Source organism: Tritonibacter sp. AK171 (genome assembly GCF_030127025.1).
In the GTDB taxonomy this organism is placed as follows: Bacteria; Pseudomonadota; Alphaproteobacteria; order Rhodobacterales; family Rhodobacteraceae; genus Epibacterium; species Epibacterium mobile.
In genome coordinates, this window is sequence record NZ_CP126134.1 from 2,031,543 (window position 1) to 2,050,014 (window position 18,472).

The following is an 18,472-nucleotide window of genomic DNA, read 5'->3' on the forward strand; positions in this document are numbered from 1 at the left end:
TCTGATGGCGCGCCCTGACTGGAGATTGCTGGACAAAGATCTCGCCCGTCTGAACCAGATGGAGCGCACCACAGGCTATGTCGTGCGCCCGCTTCTGGGGTTTGGGTTGGCGCTCGCGTTCATGGCACTGGCCGGTGTCGAGGCCGCACTCGTGCTCGGCACATCGCCTACGACCATCATGGCCATGGTTGCGGCAGTGTTTGGTGCTTACCTGGCGCTCAACATCGGGGCCAATGACGTGGCCAACAACATGGGGCCTGCGGTTGGTGCCAAGGCGCTTCCGATGACCGCGGCCCTGATTGCCGCCGCCTTGGCAGAGGTCTCTGGCGCGCTCCTTGGTGGCAGCGAAGTGGTCGCGACGGTGTCCAGCAAGCTGATCGACCCAGAGGCCATGAGCGCCCCACAAACCGTTGTGCAGGCGATGATGTCGGCCATGATCGCATCGGCGCTCTGGGTCAATCTGGCCACATGGATGGGCGCACCAGTTTCCACCACCCAGAGCATCATCGGCTCCATTTTGGGCGCGACCACCGCAGCGGCGGGATTTGGCGCGGTAGATTGGTTCACCTTCAGTGGTATTGCGACCAGCTGGATGCTGTCGCCACTCATCGGTGCAGTGCTTGCAATGGCGCTTCTTGCTTTGATCCGCCAGCTGATCACCCAACAGGATGACAAAATGGCAGCAGCGCGGCGTTGGGTTCCGCTATTGCTGGCCGGAATGGGGGGCGCATTTGGCACGTTCTTTGTGCTGAAACTGCCCGAAAGCCTGTCGTCTGCAACGTCCAGTCAAGCGCTCTTGGCCGGGGTTGGTGTGGCACTGCTATCGTTCCTCATTGCCCGACCGCTTATTTTGCATCGCGCGGCGCAGCTGGAGCATCAAAAAGGCGCAATCAAAGCGTTGTTCAGACTGCCGCTGGTGATCGCGGCGGTGCTGATGTCTTTTGCTCACGGGGCCAATGATGTCGCCAACGCCATCAGCCCGCTTGCGACCATCGTACATGTCATGGGCCAACAGGAGGCAGGCACTCACCCGGCCGAAATCAATGCACTGGCCTCGCTCCATGTCCCATTCTGGGTGCTGATCATCGGCGCTTTTGGGATGGCGATGGGGGTGCTGCTGTTTGGCCCTCGGTTGGTCAATATGGTGGGCAACCAAATCACCAAGCTCAACCCAATTCGCGCCTATTGCGTCTCTACCTCTGCAGCCCTCACGGTGATCGTGGCCAGTTGGCTTGGGCTGCCAGTCTCATCGACGCATGTGGCGGTCGGTGCGGTCTTTGGCGTGGGGTTTTACCGCGAATATGCGGCCGCACATGCGCGCCGTGCTGGGCAAAAGGCGGAGCGGCCCGGCCTTCCACGCGAAGATCGCAGCCGCCGGCGCTTGGTGCGTCGCAGCCATGTGCTGACCATTCTGGCGGCATGGCTGATCACCGTTCCTTTATCCGCCGCGCTCTCTGCCGGCATTTATGCGTTGATGCATGTATTCTCGGTCTGATCAGCCGCCTCGCACATCTTCCCGAAGCAGAGAGGCGCTGACCGGCATCGCCATCCCGACGCGTGCGCCAAGATTTGACAAGTCTTGCAATAGCGACAGATCTGCCTCTTTCGCGGGGCCGCCTTGAACCATCGAAACCTCTGGCCATGCCAAGGTGTTCAATAGACCACCCACTCGCAAGGCCCTGAGCCGCAAGGACAGCGGCAAGCCCCGCGCTGGTTTTGGGCAAATGCCCGTTTTTCGCAGCACAGCCAGCGCCTCTTCAAGCAGGTCGGCACACAGGTTGCGCCACACGCGGTCCTGCAAGAGCGCGCGTGGCGCAATCCCTGCAAGGCTCGCGCACAGCGGCAGCAGCCCAGCCAATTTGCTCCCCCAAATCACACCCGAAATATCAGACTGAGCTTTGACATCGAGACAGGGTACGCTCAAATCGCGAGCCCAAATGCCTGCTTCTTCCGCGACGCGCATTGGCCCTCCTGCCCCATAACGGTGCATCCAGAGTGCCTCATCTTGCGAGCCCTCGACATGTTGGTCCACAGACCATGGCGCAAAGCCCAAGACCATCTGCCTTCCCGTGGGTGGGTCCGGCGGTAGCACGCAGTTTGCGGAGGTCGCAGAAGTGACGTTCAGCACCATGGTGCCCACAGGCGCGTTTGGTGTGATTTCGGACCAGACTGTTGCGGCTTCCAATTCGTCCAGATCCAGCAGAACCACAAGATCAGCACACCGCAGAGCGTCGCGCACCGGCAGACAGTCCAACACATCCGGCCCGATCCGTGCATCTAGTCCGCTGGGATCGGTAAGGCGCAATCCGCCGCGTTCAAACTGCGCTTGGGTTTGTCGAGCCACAGCCCATGTCACCCTATGCCCGGCCGCCGCCCAAAGCCCTGCGCAAAACCCCGCCAGAGCCGGGTCTCCCAGTACAACGATATGGCCCTCACTCACAACGGCACTCCCTTGCCGGTCCACGCAGCGCCACTGTGTCAGACGTGAGCGGTCCTGACCAGATCTGACCCGGGGAACGCAACGCGCCGGGCCAAAGGCCCGGCGCTACGCCCAACGGGAGGAGTTGCATTTTAATGCGGCTGCGACGGGCGGGAGCGCTCCCGCCGTGGTCAGGTCAGACGCCCAGACACCAGCGCATCACGGCCTTTTGCGCATGCAGCCGGTTTTCCGCCTCATCAAAGATCACGGACTGTGGACCGTCCATCACCGCAGAGGTCACTTCCTCTTCGCGGTGTGCGGGCAAGCAGTGCATAAACAGCGCATCCGGTTTTGCATGCGCCATCAACGCATCGTTCACCTGATAGGGGCGCAGCATGTTGTGACGCCGCTCTTTAGATGACTGGCTGTCGTGCATGGAGACCCAAGTGTCTGCCACCACCAAATCAGCACCCTCGACCGCCTTGGCCGCGTCGCGTTCAATGGTGATCTTAGATCCGGCCCTGCGCGCAAGGCCGATGAACTCATCCTCAGGATCCAGTTGCGAGGGGCCTGTAAAGGTCAAATCAAAGCCGAATTGCCCCGCTGCGTGAATGAATGAGGCGCAGACGTTGTTGCCGTCACCGGTCCAGACAACTTTCTTGCCTTTGATCGGGCCACGATGTTCCTCATAGGTGAGGATATCGGCCATGATCTGACAAGGGTGCGTGCGGTCGGTAAGCCCGTTGATGACTGGCACATCCGCGTATTCCGCCATTTCTGTCAGAACTGTTTCATCAAAGGTCCGGATCATGATCAGATCGACGTAGCGCGACATGACACGCGCCGTATCGGCAATGGTTTCGCCATGCCCGAGTTGCATATCCTTGCCCGACAGAACCATTGTCTCGCCACCCATCTGGCGCACGCCTACATCAAAGGACACCCGGGTCCGCGTCGATGGTTTTTCGAAGATCAGCGCCACCATGCGGCCAGCAAGCGGCTGGTCGTCATCGGGGGTGCCCTTGGGCCGGCCCTGACGCGCAGATTTCATCTGGCCTGCCTGATCAATGATTGTGCGCAGATCAGCCGGTGAGGTTTTATGGATATCGAGAAAATGGTTCATACTGTCGTCGCTTTCTGGAGAGGGAGACGTGGGGGCCAGCCCCCACACCCCCGAGGTATTTATGAAAAGATGAAGATCAGGCGGCTTCAACCGCCGTCGCCGCAGCCTCAAGGCGCAAGATGGCTTCTTCGATGTCGGCATCTGAGATCGTCAGCGCAGGCAGCAGACGGATGACATTGTCGGCTGCAGGCACTGTGATGACCTCAGCCGCGTAGCCCGCCTTGACCACCTCTGCATTCACCGCCTTGCATTTGAGGCCCAACATCAGACCGGAGCCGCGTACTTCTTCAAAAACCTCTGGATGCGACGCCACGAGACCTTCGAGTTTCTGACGCAAAAGACCTGCCTTGCGGTTTACCTCGGCGAGGAATTCAGGAGCCGCTACATGATCCATCACCGCGCAGCCCACCGCGCAACCAAGCGGGTTGCCGCCATAGGTCGAGCCATGGGTTCCAGCGGTCATGCCGGAGGCAGCGTTCTCTGTTGCCAGCACTGCACCAAGGGGGAAACCGCCGCCAATGCCCTTGGCGACCATCATGATGTCGGGAGTGATCCCTGCCCATTCATGCGCAAAAAGCTTGCCGGTGCGACCTACGCCGCATTGCACCTCATCGAGGATCAAAAGAATGCCATGTTCGTCACAGAGGGCACGCAAATCTTTGAGATCCTGATCGGGCATCGGGCGGATGCCGCCTTCGCCCTGCACCGGCTCTACCAAGATGGCTGCAGTGTTTTCATCAATGGCCGCTGCGACCGCCTGTGCATCGCCCCATGGCAGATGCACAAAACCGGGAAGCAATGGACCAAAGCCTTTGGTCATTTTCTCAGACCCTGCCGCAGCGATACCCGCAGAGGAGCGCCCATGGAACGACCCTTCAAAGGTGATGATTTCGACCTTCTCAGGAGTGCCCTTCTCAAAATGATACTTGCGGACCATTTTAACGGCCAGTTCACAAGCCTCGGTGCCGGAATTGGTAAAAAACACCGTATCGGCAAAGGTTTCCGCGACCAGCTTATCCGCCAGCGCCTGCTGCTGAGGGATCTCGTAGAGGTTGGAGACATGCCAGAGGTTTTGCGCCTGACTGGTCAGCGCCTCCACCAGAGCGGGATGTGCATGGCCCAGCGCGTTCACCGCAATGCCAGAGCCCAGATCCAGAAAACGTCGGCCATCCGCCTCGATCAGCCAAGACCCTTCGCCTTTGACGAAGTTCAAGGGCGCCCGGTTATAGGTCGGAAGAACGGAGGGGATCATCTGAAACATCCTTTAAGAGAGATCTAACGGGGTCAGGACCAAATCAGTGCCCCACCACGGGGCGACGGTCAACAACTGGTCCGGTTTGGTTTGAAAGGGTGGCGCCATTTTGAAGAACAAGCGAGGCGCGCGGGATCAAAAGCGCTGCGATTGGCAGCGTGTCAGGCACATTGGCGTCGACGTCGAGTCGACAAGAGAGTTGCGTGTTTGATCATAGGAAGGCTCCATAACGGAAGCATCGACGCGTGAAAACCCCCTTCGGCACCTATTTTAGAACAAAACGACGGACGCGCTGACTGGCATGCTGGCGGGGCACGGTAAAAGCGTCTGGAATGCATCGATCAACCGCGCAACCTTTGCGCTTGCCTTTAGAGCCGCGCTGTCGCACCGATTGTCGCATGACGCATGAGACCCCACAAAACCCTCCCCTTGCCGCGGCACTGATCCTGCTGGCAACTGTGTTTATTGCAGGCACCACCCTGCTGGCGAAATCGCTCGGGACAGATGTGCTGGGGCCGCCCTTGCACGCCCTGCAAATCAGTCAGGGGCGATTTGTTTTTGCCTTTATCGGGATTTCAGCGGCCGTTGTGGTCTTGCGTCAGAAGATCCACAAGCCCCATTGGGGGCTGCATATCGGGCGATCCACGTTTGGCTGGGGCGGTGTCACGCTGATGTTTGCCTCTGTAGCCTTTATCCCGCTGGCAGACGCAACGGCCATTTCATTCCTCAACCCGGTGATCGGCATGATGCTGGCGATCCCGTTTCTCGGCGAAAAGGTCGGGCCGTGGCGGTGGCTTGCTGCTGCGATTGCTCTTATGGGGGCAATGATTCTCTTGCGGCCAACACCTGAGAGTTTTCAACCTGCAGCGTTGCTGGCACTTGGCGCGGCCTTGGCCATGGGGGCTGAGCTGATCTTCATCAAGAAACTGGCCGGTGGGGAGCCGCCGGTGCAGATCCTGTGGGTTAACAACCTGATTGGGATGGTTATTGCCTCTTGCGCCGCGCTTGCCGTCTGGCAAATGCCAACAGCGGCGCAATGGGGCGCGCTGGCCGCGCTCGGCGCGCTTATGGCCTGTGCGCAGGCCTGTTTCGTCAATGCGATGGCGCGGGCGGATGCGTCTTTTGTTGCCCCATTTGCCTATGGGACACTGGTCTTTGCAGCAATCTATGATGCGGTGATCTTTGGCGTTGTACCAGACTGGGTCACAATCCTCGGGGCTGGCATTATCCTGTCTGGCGCGGGGCTGCTTGCATGGCGTGAAAGCGTCAATGGCAAGCGTCCAACGGTCACAGAACGCCTGCCCCGCCCCGAGGCAGAGCGTTAGTTTTTCAACCGGTATCCTGTACGCAGCATTTGCCACGCCAGCGCAACAATGACAGCTGTCGCCCCAAGGCAAACGAGCGCGCCGAAGGCCGGGTCGCTGTCAGATACGCCAATCATGCCGTAGCGCACCCCATCGATCAGGTAGAACACCGGATTGACGTGCGAAATTGCATAGAGCACCGGCGGCAGCGCCTCGACCGAGTAAAAGGTGCCAGACAAAAACGCCAATGGCGTCACCACAAAATTGGTGATCGCCGCCATCTGATCGAATTTATCTGCAAAAACCCCGGCGACAATGCCCAGCCCGCCTAGGAACGCCGCCCCCAAGATGACAAATCCCAGCGCCACCAGCGGGTGAGCAGGCATCATTCCAAGCACCAGCACCAGACCGAGCCCAATCCCAACCGCAACCAAAGCGCCGCGCGCAATCGCACCTGCGAGATAACCGAGCAGGATCTCAAATCCCGACAGCGGCGGCATCAAGGTGTCGACGATATTGCCCTGCACCTTTGAAATCACAATCGAGGACGATGTATTGGCGAAAGCATTCTGGATCACCGTCATCATCATAATGCCCGGCGCGATAAAGGACATAAACGGCACCCCCATCACATCCCCGCGGCGCGGACCAATTGCGATGGAGAAAATCAGCAAGAACAGCGCTGCCGTTACCATCGGTGCCAGCAAGGTCTGGGTGTAGACCACCAGAAAACGTTTAATTTCACGCCCGGCGAGCGTTTTAAGACCCAGCCAATTCACCCTGCCAAACCGGCGTTCACCCACTTCGATGCGAAAGCTCGACTGTGTGTTGTTATCTGACATGCCACCCTCATTTTCTCGCTGCCTCCTGCATAATCGCTCATCACAGGGATGCAAGCTGCGGTTCTATGCAATGAGACGTCGGTTCATGGCTTGTATCTCGCCCGCCAGTGACTATTGTAGGGCGGTACTCTGGAATTCGATGGCGGCCACAGGTTTCTTGAGGCCGCTATTAGCTTTGAAAGGCACTTTATGTCCTGGACAGACGAGCGCGTCGAACTGCTCAAGAAAATGTGGGGCGAAGGCCAGTCGGCCAGTCAGATCGCAAAAGAACTTGGTGGCGTGACCCGGAATGCGGTCATCGGCAAAGTTCACCGCCTCGGTCTGTCCAACCGCACCACCGGCGGCAGCAGCAAGGCTGCAGCCGAGCCGAAGGAAAAGCCAGCGCCTAAGCCGGCCGCAAAGCCCAAGGCCCAGCCCAAGACCGAACCGGCACGCCCGGTGACGCCGGAGCCGGTGGCCGAAGCCCCCGCAGCGGAGCCAAAGCCCTCGACACCTGCGCGCAAGCAGATCATTCCGGCAGGCCAACCCCTGCCGCCGCAGCCGTCTGCCAATGAGATTCCGGCGGAGGCACTGGCAAAGGTCAACGAGATCGAGAAGAAAGCCAAGAAGCTCTCCTTGATGGAACTGACCGAACGGACCTGCAAATGGCCCGTTGGCGATCCCGCGACCGAAGATTTCTGGTTCTGCGGCCTTCCGGTGCAGCAGGGTAAACCCTATTGCGAAGCGCATGTCGGTGTTGCTTTCCAGCCAATGAGCTCGCGCCGCGACCGCAAACGCTAAGCCTGACGCGATCAATGCTACCGCAAACCCCGGCATCCAAATTGGGTACCGGGGTTTTTCTTTGCGTGTTGGAACCCAAACCCCATCCTAAGGGTGCATCTTCGCCCCTTTGGTAATTTTATCGACCACTTTCTTCTCTTCTCGAAGCGCCAGCCCCACGAGGTTTAAGTCTGCGGCCCCAAACTCTGCGACCACAGCGCGGTTGGCGGCGTCGTGCCCAGTGGTGAACATCTCCTCTGTGTAGATCGACATCCCGGCGCCCCGCGTCATGGCCCGTTCATAAATCTTGCGAAGACCTGCGACGTCACTTGCAAGCACGATCACCGGCTGGATCGCCAATGCGTTGTAGGTATTGCCGTCCCCATCGCGGTAGCGCTCGCCAATCAGCTCTGGCGAAGCGCCCACGATACCTGACATCAAAAACGCTGTAACATTGAGTTTCTGCCATGTGGCAAGATCTACGTTCAGCACAATGGCGATCTTGGTATCAAATTGCATCACTCAACCCTCAGCCTGCAGATATTTCGGGTTAGCAACCGTCAGGGCGCTGTCGGCGTCTCCGGTGTTGAGCGTGCCTGCCGGTTCCACCATGATGACCACTGGCTCGGGCGTGAGGGCGCGCGGGCGATGCTCCATTCCCCTCGGCACACACAGGAACTCTCCCTGCCCCAGTTCGGCAGTACCATCGCGAAAATCTATCGCGATACGACCACGCAACACAAAAAACGCCTCGTCCTCCGATGGGTGACTGTGCCAATCGAACTGGGGACCGAATTTTGCGACCTTAACCTGCGCATCGTTTACATCTGCCACGATATGCGGATCAAAGACCTGCGTGATCTGCGCATCTACCTGTTCGAGAATATTGAGTTTGTTCGGCGGCAAAGGGATACTCCTTGTTGCACGGTGGCGGGTTCGCAACGCGCCAGCCGCAAATCTTCTGTGCCGTCCAAGGATCCGCCCATGACCGACACGCCATCAGAGCAACAGATTGTCAGAGCGACGCCGCGCGGTCTTGAACGATCCTGCGCATTGCCCAGCGCTGGTGACTGGCTGCGAGTTGCGCCCAACACGCAAGGTCTGGAGCGGATCGAGGCGCATTTTGACGGCCATGCCTACGCCCCGCACCGCCACGATACCTATGCAATCGGCTATACGCTCAACGGCGTGCAGAGCTTTCGCTATCGAGGGACACGCGCAGACAGTCTTGCCGGGAATGTAATCGTGATCCACCCCGATGAGCTGCATGACGGCGAAGCTGGGCATGAGGCCGGATTTTCCTACCGGATGCTCTATATCGCACCCGCCCGCATTCGAGAGGCGCTGGGAGGCGAAGCGCGCGCCCTGCCCTTTGCGCGCGACCCGGTTTTCACCGATGGCGCGTTGTTGCAGGCACTCCACATCGCCTGCGCAGATATGCAGCGCCCGCTAGAGCCGCTGCAATTGGATCAGGTGGTTACTTTGCTGGCTCAGGGTTTGCTGTCCAAAGACCATAGCGCTGGCCGTCTGCGCCCCACACGCATCGATCATCGTGCCATTGAGCGGGCGCGCGCTTATTTGCACACCAACGCGGATCAGGTGGTGCGTTCAGAAGAGTTGGAAAATGTCACTCAACTCAATCGCTACAGCTTGTCCCGGCAATTTCGCGCCGCACTTGGCACCAGCCCTTACCGTTACTTAACGCTGCGCCGCGTGGATCGCGCGCGAAAAGCCATCTCTGAGGGCATGTCACTTGCAGAGGCTGCAGTATATGCGGGCTTTAGCGACCAGCCGCATATGACCCGTCAATTTACCGCTGCGGTGGGCATGTCGCCGGGGCGCTGGCAGCAGGTGGTAGGCCCGCCGCCGCGCCCTTGATCTGATCCTAAGCGCTGCGACGAATGGCAGCGGTGGCCACCCCCATTGCCACCAATGCGCCGCCGCCCAGACGGGTGAGCATGGGCATCACCGCAGGGTGACGGATGCGCTGGCGCAGTTTGTCGCCAAGCAACGCATAGGCCAGTGCGTTCAGGGCGGCAAAGCCCACGAAGGTTGCAATCAGAATGCCAAATTGCGGCAGCAATGTTGCCTGCGGATTGATGAACTGCGGCACGAAGGCGATGAAAAACACGATGGATTTAGGGTTCAGTGCTGTCACCGCCGCTGCATGTGCAAAGACACGCCCCGCCGCTGCATCTGCCACGTCCTCCACCGGATCGAGCGAGGCTGTCGCGGCGCTGCGATAGAGTTTGATCCCCAAATAGATCAGATACGCCGCGCCCACCCACTTCAGTAGCAAAAACAACTCTGCCGAAGCCAGCACCAAGGCCCCAAGCCCCGCAAGAGAGGCCGACATTGCCACCAGATCGCCCAGCGCGACACCGGCAGCCGTCGCAACCGCCACACGTTTCCCTTGGCTGATCGCATAGCTCAACACCAAGAGAACCGTGGGTCCGGGGATAAGCAGCAACGCAATGGAGGCGGAGGCAAACGCGAGCCAGACATGAAATTCCATATTCTCAAAACCTCTTAACTCTGATCTGCACTCAGCCAGCTACAGTTTCCCCATTCTGTAAAGCCCAATTTCTGCACACAGACGCCGCAACAAAAAAGCCCCGCAACAGGTGCGGGGCTTTTGCAGGATCTAAGCCGAGGCGTTCAGTCCTGTGCAGGAGCGCTGGATGAAAAATTCGGGATCGGATTTGTCGACGCCGGATTTGGGTCGATATCCGGCCAATTCCCTTCGGCGAGGGTGATGTTGCCGGGGATGTCTTCTTCCCAGAAACCCACCACATTTTTGGTGATATTCAGGTAGAGTTTATCGTCCACGATCCGCCACAGATTGGGATTGCCCGGCACCTTGCCCCCTTTGGATACACCATAGGCGCAGTGACCGTCATAAGCCGGAGCAAAATAGGCCGGGTTTTCAAGGAAAGTGTCGCGGTTTGCCTCGGTGGCGAAAGCGAATGTCGCGCCGTTGTATTCCGCCGTGATGTCAGCCTTGCCGGGCACTGCGGCGGGCTGCGCTTGCCCGACCGGAGCCTGCGCAAGACTACGGTAAGCGACAACATCATAGCCGGAAACAGCAAAACCGGTGTCATCGACAAACTGCTCACCCGCAAAAGCAGGCAGACCAAGAGACAGGGCTGCCACCGCAGCCAAAGCAAAACGTTTCATCGCGAATTCCTCTTCTCGCGCCGGGCGGCGCGACATATGTCGGTTGACCTGCGCCAGCCGCAGTGTCTGCAGCGAAGATACGCGAGAATGGCCTCAGGCGAAGCACCTCTCACGCGCCTGTGTTAAGAGACGAGACCGCGTGAGATAACTGTGATCGCTTTCAACCGTCAGGCTGAGTCTTCTCATGACGCGCGCGCCCGATCCGGCCAAGATGTGTAAAATCAAAGCCTTGCGGTGATTTTAACCCATAGCCGAGCATCCGATCCAAACCGCAATGCGCCAACCAGAGCGCGCCAAGCTCCCACATCAATGGGGCTTGCCACAGGTGACCCAGCGCTAATGTAACAATTCCGGCGGCGTATAGATGAACCATGTTGTAACAAACGGCCCCAACACGCCGCCCGAACAGATAGGCGAGAAAGCTGAGGTCCGGGGTGAAAAACAACAAAATCGCGGCCCAAATCGGCAGCATCGTTTCCGCCCCGGCATATAGCCACAGGCCAGCGGCACAGATCACTGCCCCCTCGGCCTTTTGCCATGTCACAGCTAGGGGTGTGGGCGCGTCCATCAATCGAGCCTGCGTACAAGGATTTGATTGCCCTCGCCCCTCCGGGTTTCAAGGATTTTCATCGTTGCGATCAGGTCTGAGAGTTTGCGCTTGCCATAACTGCGGGTGTCGAAATCGGGGCTCGCGGCTGTGATGTATTGGCCAATCTGCCCGAGTGAGAACCATTCGTCCTCCTGACTGATCGCATCCATTGCGCGCAACACCAGTTTTTGTGGATCTTCCAACTCTGCCGGAGCTTGATCATCCTGCGCCATGATAGGATGTTCGGGCGCTTCCCCAGTGGAGTGATTTGCGGGTTTCGGTTTTGGCTTTTGCGGTTTTGGCACCTCATTGAGGAGGTTTTCCACATAGATGAACCGCTTACAGGCCCGCACAAATGCAGCCGGCGTTTTGCGCATGCCCATGCCGTACACATCCAGCCCCTGTTCGCGAATACGGCTCGCCAATCGCGTAAAATCGCTATCCGACGAGATCAGAACAAACCCGTCAAAGCGGCCCGAGTGCAGGATATCCATCGCATCAATCACCAGCGCGATGTCGCTGGCGTTCTTCCCGGTGGTATTGGCAAATTGCTGATGCGGAACAATGGCATAGGCTGCGAGTTTGTCTTTGCTCCACCCTTGCGGGCCACCACCCGAAAAATCCCCATAGATGCGCCGGATGCTGGCCTCGCCCAGGGACGCAATCTCTTCGAACATGACCTCGGCATGTTTGGCAGAGATATTGTCCGCATCGATCAGGACCGCCAGTAGAGGTGGTTTTTCGCTGTTAGCCATAAAATGTCCTGCCTGTGTAAAAGTCAGCGTGAAGCGCTTGCCCCATACATACCCTGATGCGCGAGAATAGAAACCGCTGAGGCCGATACAGGGGCCCCTTTGCCGCCGATCTCTGCGCATTGATCGGCGGCGCACAAACCAGTGTGCAAATTTTAACCCCTGCCAGACCTTCCAGTCGTTGGAATTTTCACTATCGTCCCCATTTGAGGTGAAGCCCTGCCCAACGGGCGGCCCGATCACCAACGTCTGACACGAGAAGAAAGAGGCCCTGCATGAGCGATTCGACCTATACCCCTCCGAAGGTCTGGACCTGGGAGCAAGAAAGCGGTGGCCAGTTCGCCTCCATCAACCGCCCCATCGCCGGTGCCACGCATGACAAAGAGCTGCCGGTGGGCGAACACCCTTTTCAACTTTATTCTCTGGCAACGCCCAATGGCGTAAAGGTCACAGTGATGCTGGAGGAGCTTCTGGCCGCTGGCATCAAGGAAGCGGAGTATGACGCGTGGCTGATCAAGATTGGCGACGGGGACCAATTCGGCTCCGGCTTTGTGGAGATCAACCCGAACTCCAAGATCCCGGCACTGCATGACCGTTCCGGCGGTGAGCCTGTACGAGTGTTCGAGAGCGCCTCGATCCTGATGCATCTGGCCGAGAAGTTTGGTCATTTCCTTCCCAAAGACGGTAGTGCACGTACCGAAGTCCTGAACTGGTTGTTCTGGCAAATGGGCTCCGCGCCGTATTTGGGCGGCGGGTTTGGCCATTTCTACGCCTATGCCCCAGAAAAGTTTGAATACCCCATCAACCGTTTCACTATGGAAGCCAAGCGCCAGTTGGACGTCTTGAACCGGGAACTGGCGACCAAGACCTATATCGCGGGCGAAGAGTACTCGATTGCCGATATGGCGATCTGGCCATGGTATGGCCAGCTGGTGCTCGGCCGTCTTTATGATGCGGCAGAGTTCCTTGACGCGGAGAGCTATGAGCATGTGATGCGATGGGCCAAGGCCATCGATGCCCGCCCCGCAGTCCAGCGTGGCCGCATGGTGAATCGCGCCTTTGGAGAGCTGTCCTCCCAGCTGCGCGAACGCCACTCTGCCGAGGATTTTGAGACCAAGACGCAGGATAAACTGGAAGCGGCTGAGTAAACGCCCGCCCCTGCGGGGGCCTATGGCGACTCCCCCTGTCAGGGCTGTGCCTCAAGCCCCATAAGGGGTTTGAGGCTGCGCCGGGCCGAACGGCCCGGCGCCCCGCCCAACGGGAGCGGATCATTTGAATGATCCAGCGACGGGCGGGAGTGTCCCCGTTTCAAAGCGCTATTTTGCGATTATTTCAGGCGCGGTGGCTTCTCTGGATCAGACCCCGGTATCTGCGGCTGATAAGACCGTGCGGCCTCAACTTCCGGCAAGTCAAAGCGCAGACCGACACGCGCCAACCGCGCCGACATCTCGTCACTCGCGGAAAAAAAGCCCACATCCAAAGCGCCCGCTTCAATTCCAGAGAACGTCAGCGCTTCGCCTGCCGCTTTGGCCAATGCCGGCTCTGCCCCCTCTTGCGCGCCAACAAACGCCAGCAGATGCCCACTGCCGCCACTCTCATAGGTCACAGCCGCCAGATACGCCATGCGCGCCAAACCAGCAGCGGTTGCAAGTTTTGCGTCCAAGGCGGTCAAGAGCACCTCCGGCAACCCTCGCGGTGGGCGCACCTCTGAAATGGCAGCCTCCACTTCGCCCGGTGCATGGGACAGGGTTTCCGCAAGCCACCCCATCGCCGCCTCTGGAATGAGAATTGAAGACGGCGCAACCTCAAGATTGACCCCCAATCCTATCCCCTGCCCTGCGAGCATCGAGGCGATCACCCGCCCCGACAATGCCGCATAGGGCACAATCCGGTTGGCAAACTGCGCCAGCCGTTCCTCACGATCAAACACCAGAACAAAACGCCCCTCGCCAGTATCAAAGATCTCGGGGCTGATCCGGTCGCCTTCGGGTTCTTTGTCCAACAGGATAAACAGCTCACTGTCGGCCAGCCGCTCAAAGAACCGCAAACGTGCCGCATCATCTTCTGGTGCGGCTTCCATTGCCGCATGGGCCTGATCAAGCGCGGTTGTTTCAGTCATAATGCATCAGCTCCTTCACCCGAGCGCGCAGAACCGGGAGCAGCTCCGCCTCAAACCAAGGGTTTCGTTTCAGCCAAGCCGTATTGCGCCACGAGGGATGAGGCAAGGCAAAGACACCATCCGGCAAACTGCGCCAATCCTGAACCACTTCTGTCACGCCCTTGCGGGTCTTGAGGTGGTAGCGGTGCGCATGCCCGCCGACGATAATGCGCAACCTCACGCGGCACAGGGTTTCCATCACTCGGTCATGCCATGTTTCACCGCAGATCGGTGGCGGCGGTAGATCCGCATTCTTTGCATCATATCCCGGAAAGCAAAACGCCATTGGCACGATCGCCACACGGGATTGGTCATAGAATTCTTCCTCATTCAACCCAAGCCAATCGCGAAGCCGATCCCCCGATGGGTCGGTAAAGGGCTTGCCGCTTTCATGAACCCGCAACCCCGGCGCTTGCCCTGCGATGAGAATCCGGGCACCCGGCTGAAACCACACCACCGGACGCGGCTGATGGGCTGTCTTCGTCGCGGCAAATCGCGTTGCGCAGAGTGTACATGCCGCAATCTGGTGTTTGAGATGTGCGCTGTTCATCTGGCTCGATCCACCTGCGTTGTGCAGCCCGTCTTTGTGTTCTCGAATACCGGGCCGCTGTTGATCTGCCACAACACTACCAAATCAGCAGCACCGCATTGCTCAAATTCGACATATTTGCGCCTAAATCAGCGCGTAGTCCGTTAACTAACTTGTGCTAGGGCTGGCTTTACAGGCATTCGCAGTCCCATCGAAGATGGAAAAACCGCCGGTTATCTGCATTCGGCACCCTCCTTCGATGTTCGAAGGCAAAAAGACAACACAGCGGTGCAGGGCCAATCACCTTATGGTGACCAGTTCTGCCCACATCCGAGGTAAAGAGGCTATATACTGAGCAGATCATGTTGGAATTCGTGAACGTCAGCAAATCCTATTGGACCGGGACTCAGCGCAAGATCATCCTGGACAAGGTCTCCTTTCAGGTGGAGCTCGGGACCTCGCTTGGCATTCTGGCACCCAATGGAACCGGCAAGACAACGCTGATCAACATGATGGCAGGCCTTGAAAAGCCCGATGAAGGCGAGATCAATCGCGGCTGCAAAATTTCCTTCCCACTCGGCTTTATGGGCGGCGTCGTGAACCGCCTCTCCGCCATGGAAAACAGCCGCTATATTGCGCGCCTTTATGGTTTGGACCCGGACTATGTCGAAAGCTACTGCCGTTGGCTCTGCGGGTTGAATGAGTATTTTGATCAACCGCTTGGAACCTATTCCGCAGGGATGAAATCCCGGTTTTCCTTTGCGCTGATGCTAGCGCTGGATTTCGATATCTATTTGATCGACGAAGGTATGCCCAGCTCCACAGATGTGGAGTTCAACCGCAAGGCCGGTACCATTTTGCAAGAGCGACTTGAGACCACAACAATCGTCATCGTCTCTCACCAGCCCCGCACACTGGAGAAATTCGCCAACAGCGCCGCTGTTTTGATGAATGGGCAGCTCCATATGTTTGAAACCTTGGAAGAAGCGAAACAGCTCTATGACTACGAAACCCAAGGCTAAAAAATTTCGCATCCGCCGCACCACGTCTGAGGCGGAACAGGCCAGCGAGACCGAAGCAGCGACCGCACGTCCGGTTTCCCCCCCACAGCCACAAGGTTCTGATGGGGCCGTGACTGGTGGCACGCCATCCTCTCAGGGGGGCGTCAAGGGCTCGCAGCCTGCCGGAGCGGCCGCACAAGAGCGTCCCTCCAACACTGAGGGCGCAACGGTCCGCGAGGGGCAAGTTTCCTCCGCCAACGAGGAAGCAGGCGCAACGGATATCGAAGAAATCAAGCGCGAGGGGCTTACAGGTCGCCAACTGCGCTTGGCCCGTCGGGTTGCACAAAAGCATGACCTGCCCGCAACATCCGATTACGACGCCGTTCGCCTGTTGCGTCAACGCGGGATCGATCCGTTTAAGCGCGCCAATATGCTGGAGCTTGTCGTCCCTCAGGGACAAAAAAACAACGTACCGGCGACCCAACCAGCAGCAAACGCACCCAACCCACAGACGCTGCCCCAAACCGTAGACAAGGGAAAAACCAGCGTTGCCGCGCCCGGACAGCTTAGCCCGGCCGAACGGCGTAACCGTGAAATCCGCTCGATACAGCGCGACATTGCCCGGCGCCGCCGGCGCAAAATGGCACTGTTGGGCGCACGGCTCGGGGCCTTCGTGCTTCTTCCGACTTTTCTCGCGGGCTTTTACTACTATAACGTCGCGACCCCTATGTATGCGTCGCACTCGGAATTTTTGGTGCTCAAGGCTGACAGCGCCGGGGCCTCCGGGTTTGGCGGCTTGCTGAGCGGCACCCAATTCGCGACCAGTCAGGACTCGATCGCTGTTCAGGCGTATCTCCAATCCAAAGTTGCAATGCGCCGCCTCGATGAAGAGGCAGGCTTTCGCACGCATTTCTCTCAGGATTGGATTGACCCCATCCAGCGGCTTACACCGGATGCCACCAATGACGACGCGTATAAGATCTACAAACGCAACGTGAAAATTGGCTACGATCCGACCGAGGGCGTTGTGCGGATGGAGGTATCCGCCGCAGAACCTGAGGTCGCCGCCGAATTTTCGCGCCGCCTTATTTCCTATGCGCAGGAAAACGTGAACCATCTGTCGGAACAAAAACGGGCCGACCAAGTGGGTGACGCGGAAGATGCGCTGGAGTTGGCAGAACAACAGCGTCGCGATGCTCAGGCTGAACTGGTGCGCCTGCAACAACAAGGTTCTGTTCTCGACCCTGAAGGGGTGATCGCGTCATTGCGCTCGCAGATCAATACCTTCGAGTTGCAGTTGCAGCAAAAACGTCTGGAACTCGCCGCGCTTGAGGACAACCTGCGCCCCAACGCTGCTAAGGTTGAAGGTACCGCAGCCGACATCAAACGGCTTGAAGCTCTGATCGACACGCTCAACAAACGTATGACTGACGCATCGCAGGGCGAAAACTCGCTGGCCTCGCTGAGTGTGAAAATCCAGATGGCGCAGGCTGACCTTGCGACACGGGACATGATGTTGCAATCCGCCCTGCAGCAGGTCGAACAGACCCGGATGGAGGCCAACCGGCAGGTACGCTACCTCACCACCGCGGTCGAGCCAGTTCCCGCCGACACACCGTCATCCCCGCGCAAGTTCGAAAATACGATTTTGGCTTTCCTGATCTTTTCCGGTATCTACCTGATGTGTGCCCTCACGGCATCCATTCTTCGGGAACAGGTCTCTTCGTAAGCTCATGAAAAAAATTGACATCAATGGTCTCACCATTGGCAATGACTGTCCGCTGACCGTCATTGCCGGCCCCTGCCAACTGGAAAGCGCCGATCACGCGCAGATGATTGCCGGTAAGCTCAAGGAAGCTTGCGATGCTGTGGGGGCGCAGTTCGTCTTTAAGGCCTCCTACGATAAAGCCAACCGCACCTCGCTCTCTGGCAAACGCGGGCTTGGCATCGACAAGGGGCTCGATGTTCTCGCAGGTGTGCGTGATACCTTTGGCGTGCCGGTTCTGACCGATGTTCACACTGAGGCTCAGTGCATCGTCGCCGGTGACGTGGTTGATATCTTGCAGATCCCAGCCTTTCTTTGCCGCCAAACCGACATGCTGCTGGCCGCCGGAAACACCGGCAAAGCAGTGAATATCAAAAAGGGCCAGTTTCTAGCACCATGGGACATGGACAATGTTGTGTCCAAAGTCGAAAGCACCGGCAACGATAAAATCCTGCTGACAGAGCGCGGAACCTCCTTTGGTTACAATGCTTTGGTCGCGGATATGCGCGGTCTGCCCCGTATGGCGCAAACCGGCTATCCGGTGGTCATGGATGCCACCCACTCGGTGCAGCAGCCGGGCGGTCAAGGTGGATCCACCGGTGGCCAGCGCGAATTTGCTCCGGTGATGGCGCGCGCTGCTGTTTCTTTGGGCATTGCTGCCGTTTTCATCGAAACGCATGAAGATCCGGACAATGCGCCCTCCGACGGGCCAAATATGATTTACCTGAAAGACATGCCGCAATTGATTGATACATTGATGGGCTTTGACAAACTTGCCAAAGCCAACCCGATCCGTATTTGA

General features: G+C 58.4%; 20 protein-coding genes. 8 read left to right on the forward strand and 12 right to left on the reverse strand.

The genetic code is table 11. The features are described from left to right. Window positions 1-4: 4 nt before the first annotated feature. Complete coding sequence (locus QNI81_RS09575) at window positions 5-1,495, forward strand: inorganic phosphate transporter (protein ID WP_283966351.1); 1,491 nt, start codon at window positions 5-7, stop codon at window positions 1,493-1,495. Here QNI81_RS09575 and QNI81_RS09580 read toward each other — a convergent pair whose 3' ends face one another. The 3 genes from QNI81_RS09580 to QNI81_RS09590 form a co-directional block, all read right to left on the reverse strand. After that, window positions 1,496-2,440 carry a ketopantoate reductase family protein gene (locus QNI81_RS09580; RefSeq protein ID WP_283966352.1) on the reverse strand — a complete coding sequence of 315 codons (945 nt, stop codon included), beginning with the start codon at window positions 2,438-2,440 and terminating at the stop codon, window positions 1,496-1,498. Between the two features lie 175 nt (window positions 2,441-2,615). Further along, entirely contained in the window at window positions 2,616-3,542 is a 927-nt protein-coding gene (gene argF, locus QNI81_RS09585) for an ornithine carbamoyltransferase (protein WP_005630508.1), read from the reverse strand. A 76-nt stretch (window positions 3,543-3,618) separates the two neighbouring features. Next, window positions 3,619-4,794, reverse strand: a complete 1,176-nt coding sequence (locus QNI81_RS09590; protein WP_283966353.1) for an aspartate aminotransferase family protein — start codon at window positions 4,792-4,794, stop codon at window positions 3,619-3,621. 398 nt (window positions 4,795-5,192) lie between these two features. On the opposite strand from QNI81_RS09590, the gene QNI81_RS09595 reads away from it, so the two are divergent. Further along, window positions 5,193-6,119 (forward strand): DMT family transporter, encoded by a 927-nt coding sequence (locus QNI81_RS09595; RefSeq protein ID WP_283966354.1) that lies wholly within the window; start codon window positions 5,193-5,195, stop codon window positions 6,117-6,119. On the opposite strand, the gene QNI81_RS09600 is transcribed toward QNI81_RS09595, so the two are convergent. Beyond that, window positions 6,116-6,940, reverse strand: coding sequence for an ABC transporter permease (locus tag QNI81_RS09600; protein ID WP_126137387.1), 825 nt, complete (start codon window positions 6,938-6,940; stop codon window positions 6,116-6,118). The genes QNI81_RS09595 and QNI81_RS09600 overlap by 4 nt on opposite strands. Before the next feature lie 189 nt (window positions 6,941-7,129). Between QNI81_RS09600 and QNI81_RS09605 the strand changes: the two genes are divergently transcribed. After that, the gene (locus QNI81_RS09605; RefSeq protein ID WP_283966355.1) at window positions 7,130-7,720 is read left to right on the forward strand and encodes a GcrA family cell cycle regulator; all 591 of its coding nucleotides are present in this window, start codon (window positions 7,130-7,132) and stop codon (window positions 7,718-7,720) included. A gap of 87 nt (window positions 7,721-7,807) precedes the next feature. Here the strand turns inward: QNI81_RS09605 and QNI81_RS09610 are convergent, their stop codons facing one another. Next, a complete protein-coding gene (locus QNI81_RS09610) occupies window positions 7,808-8,218 on the reverse strand; it encodes a DUF2000 family protein (RefSeq protein WP_283966356.1) in 411 nt (136 codons plus the stop codon). Window positions 8,219-8,221: 3 nt separating this feature from the next. Then, complete coding sequence (locus QNI81_RS09615) at window positions 8,222-8,605, reverse strand: cupin domain-containing protein (protein ID WP_283966357.1); 384 nt, start codon at window positions 8,603-8,605, stop codon at window positions 8,222-8,224. A 78-nt stretch (window positions 8,606-8,683) separates the two neighbouring features. On the opposite strand from QNI81_RS09615, the gene QNI81_RS09620 reads away from it, so the two are divergent. After that, window positions 8,684-9,577 (forward strand): AraC family transcriptional regulator, encoded by an 894-nt coding sequence (locus QNI81_RS09620; protein ID WP_283966358.1) that lies wholly within the window; start codon window positions 8,684-8,686, stop codon window positions 9,575-9,577. A 7-nt stretch (window positions 9,578-9,584) separates the two neighbouring features. Here the strand turns inward: QNI81_RS09620 and QNI81_RS09625 are convergent, their stop codons facing one another. The 4 genes from QNI81_RS09625 to QNI81_RS09640 form a co-directional block, all read right to left on the reverse strand. After that, on the reverse strand, window positions 9,585-10,214 hold the full coding sequence (locus QNI81_RS09625) for a LysE family translocator (RefSeq protein ID WP_005614464.1): 630 nt from the start codon (window positions 10,212-10,214) through the stop codon (window positions 9,585-9,587). Between the two features lie 143 nt (window positions 10,215-10,357). Next, complete coding sequence (locus QNI81_RS09630) at window positions 10,358-10,876, reverse strand: YHS domain-containing (seleno)protein (protein WP_005614465.1); 519 nt, start codon at window positions 10,874-10,876, stop codon at window positions 10,358-10,360. Between the two features lie 160 nt (window positions 10,877-11,036). Then, on the reverse strand, window positions 11,037-11,444 hold the full coding sequence (locus tag QNI81_RS09635) for a DUF4260 domain-containing protein (RefSeq protein ID WP_283966359.1): 408 nt from the start codon (window positions 11,442-11,444) through the stop codon (window positions 11,037-11,039). Next, the gene (locus tag QNI81_RS09640) at window positions 11,444-12,220 is read right to left on the reverse strand and encodes an NYN domain-containing protein (RefSeq protein WP_283966360.1); all 777 of its coding nucleotides are present in this window, start codon (window positions 12,218-12,220) and stop codon (window positions 11,444-11,446) included. Before QNI81_RS09640 ends, QNI81_RS09635 begins: the two co-directional genes overlap by 1 nt. A gap of 272 nt (window positions 12,221-12,492) precedes the next feature. Between QNI81_RS09640 and yghU the strand changes: the two genes are divergently transcribed. Next, window positions 12,493-13,365 (forward strand): glutathione-dependent disulfide-bond oxidoreductase, encoded by an 873-nt coding sequence (gene yghU / locus QNI81_RS09645; RefSeq protein ID WP_005614472.1) that lies wholly within the window; start codon window positions 12,493-12,495, stop codon window positions 13,363-13,365. A 179-nt stretch (window positions 13,366-13,544) separates the two neighbouring features. Here yghU and QNI81_RS09650 read toward each other — a convergent pair whose 3' ends face one another. After that, entirely contained in the window at window positions 13,545-14,336 is a 792-nt protein-coding gene (locus QNI81_RS09650; protein WP_283966361.1) for an SseB family protein, read from the reverse strand. Continuing rightward, on the reverse strand, window positions 14,329-14,925 hold the full coding sequence (locus tag QNI81_RS09655) for a uracil-DNA glycosylase family protein (protein WP_283966362.1): 597 nt from the start codon (window positions 14,923-14,925) through the stop codon (window positions 14,329-14,331). The genes QNI81_RS09650 and QNI81_RS09655 overlap by 8 nt, the downstream gene beginning before the upstream one ends. Window positions 14,926-15,266: 341 nt before the next feature. On the opposite strand from QNI81_RS09655, the gene QNI81_RS09660 reads away from it, so the two are divergent. Genes QNI81_RS09660 through kdsA form a run of 3 tightly spaced genes read left to right on the forward strand, consistent with a single transcriptional unit; the run spans window position 15,267 to window position 18,472 of the window. Beyond that, a complete protein-coding gene (locus QNI81_RS09660) occupies window positions 15,267-15,926 on the forward strand; it encodes an ABC transporter ATP-binding protein (protein WP_005614477.1) in 660 nt (219 codons plus the stop codon). After that, the gene (locus QNI81_RS09665; RefSeq protein WP_283966363.1) at window positions 15,904-17,634 is read left to right on the forward strand and encodes a KpsE/RkpR family capsule polysaccharide export protein; all 1,731 of its coding nucleotides are present in this window, start codon (window positions 15,904-15,906) and stop codon (window positions 17,632-17,634) included. The genes QNI81_RS09660 and QNI81_RS09665 overlap by 23 nt, the downstream gene beginning before the upstream one ends. A 4-nt stretch (window positions 17,635-17,638) precedes the next feature. Next, window positions 17,639-18,472: a 3-deoxy-8-phosphooctulonate synthase gene (kdsA, locus tag QNI81_RS09670; RefSeq protein WP_009179345.1), complete on the forward strand. Its 834-nt coding sequence runs from the start codon at window positions 17,639-17,641 to the stop codon at window positions 18,470-18,472.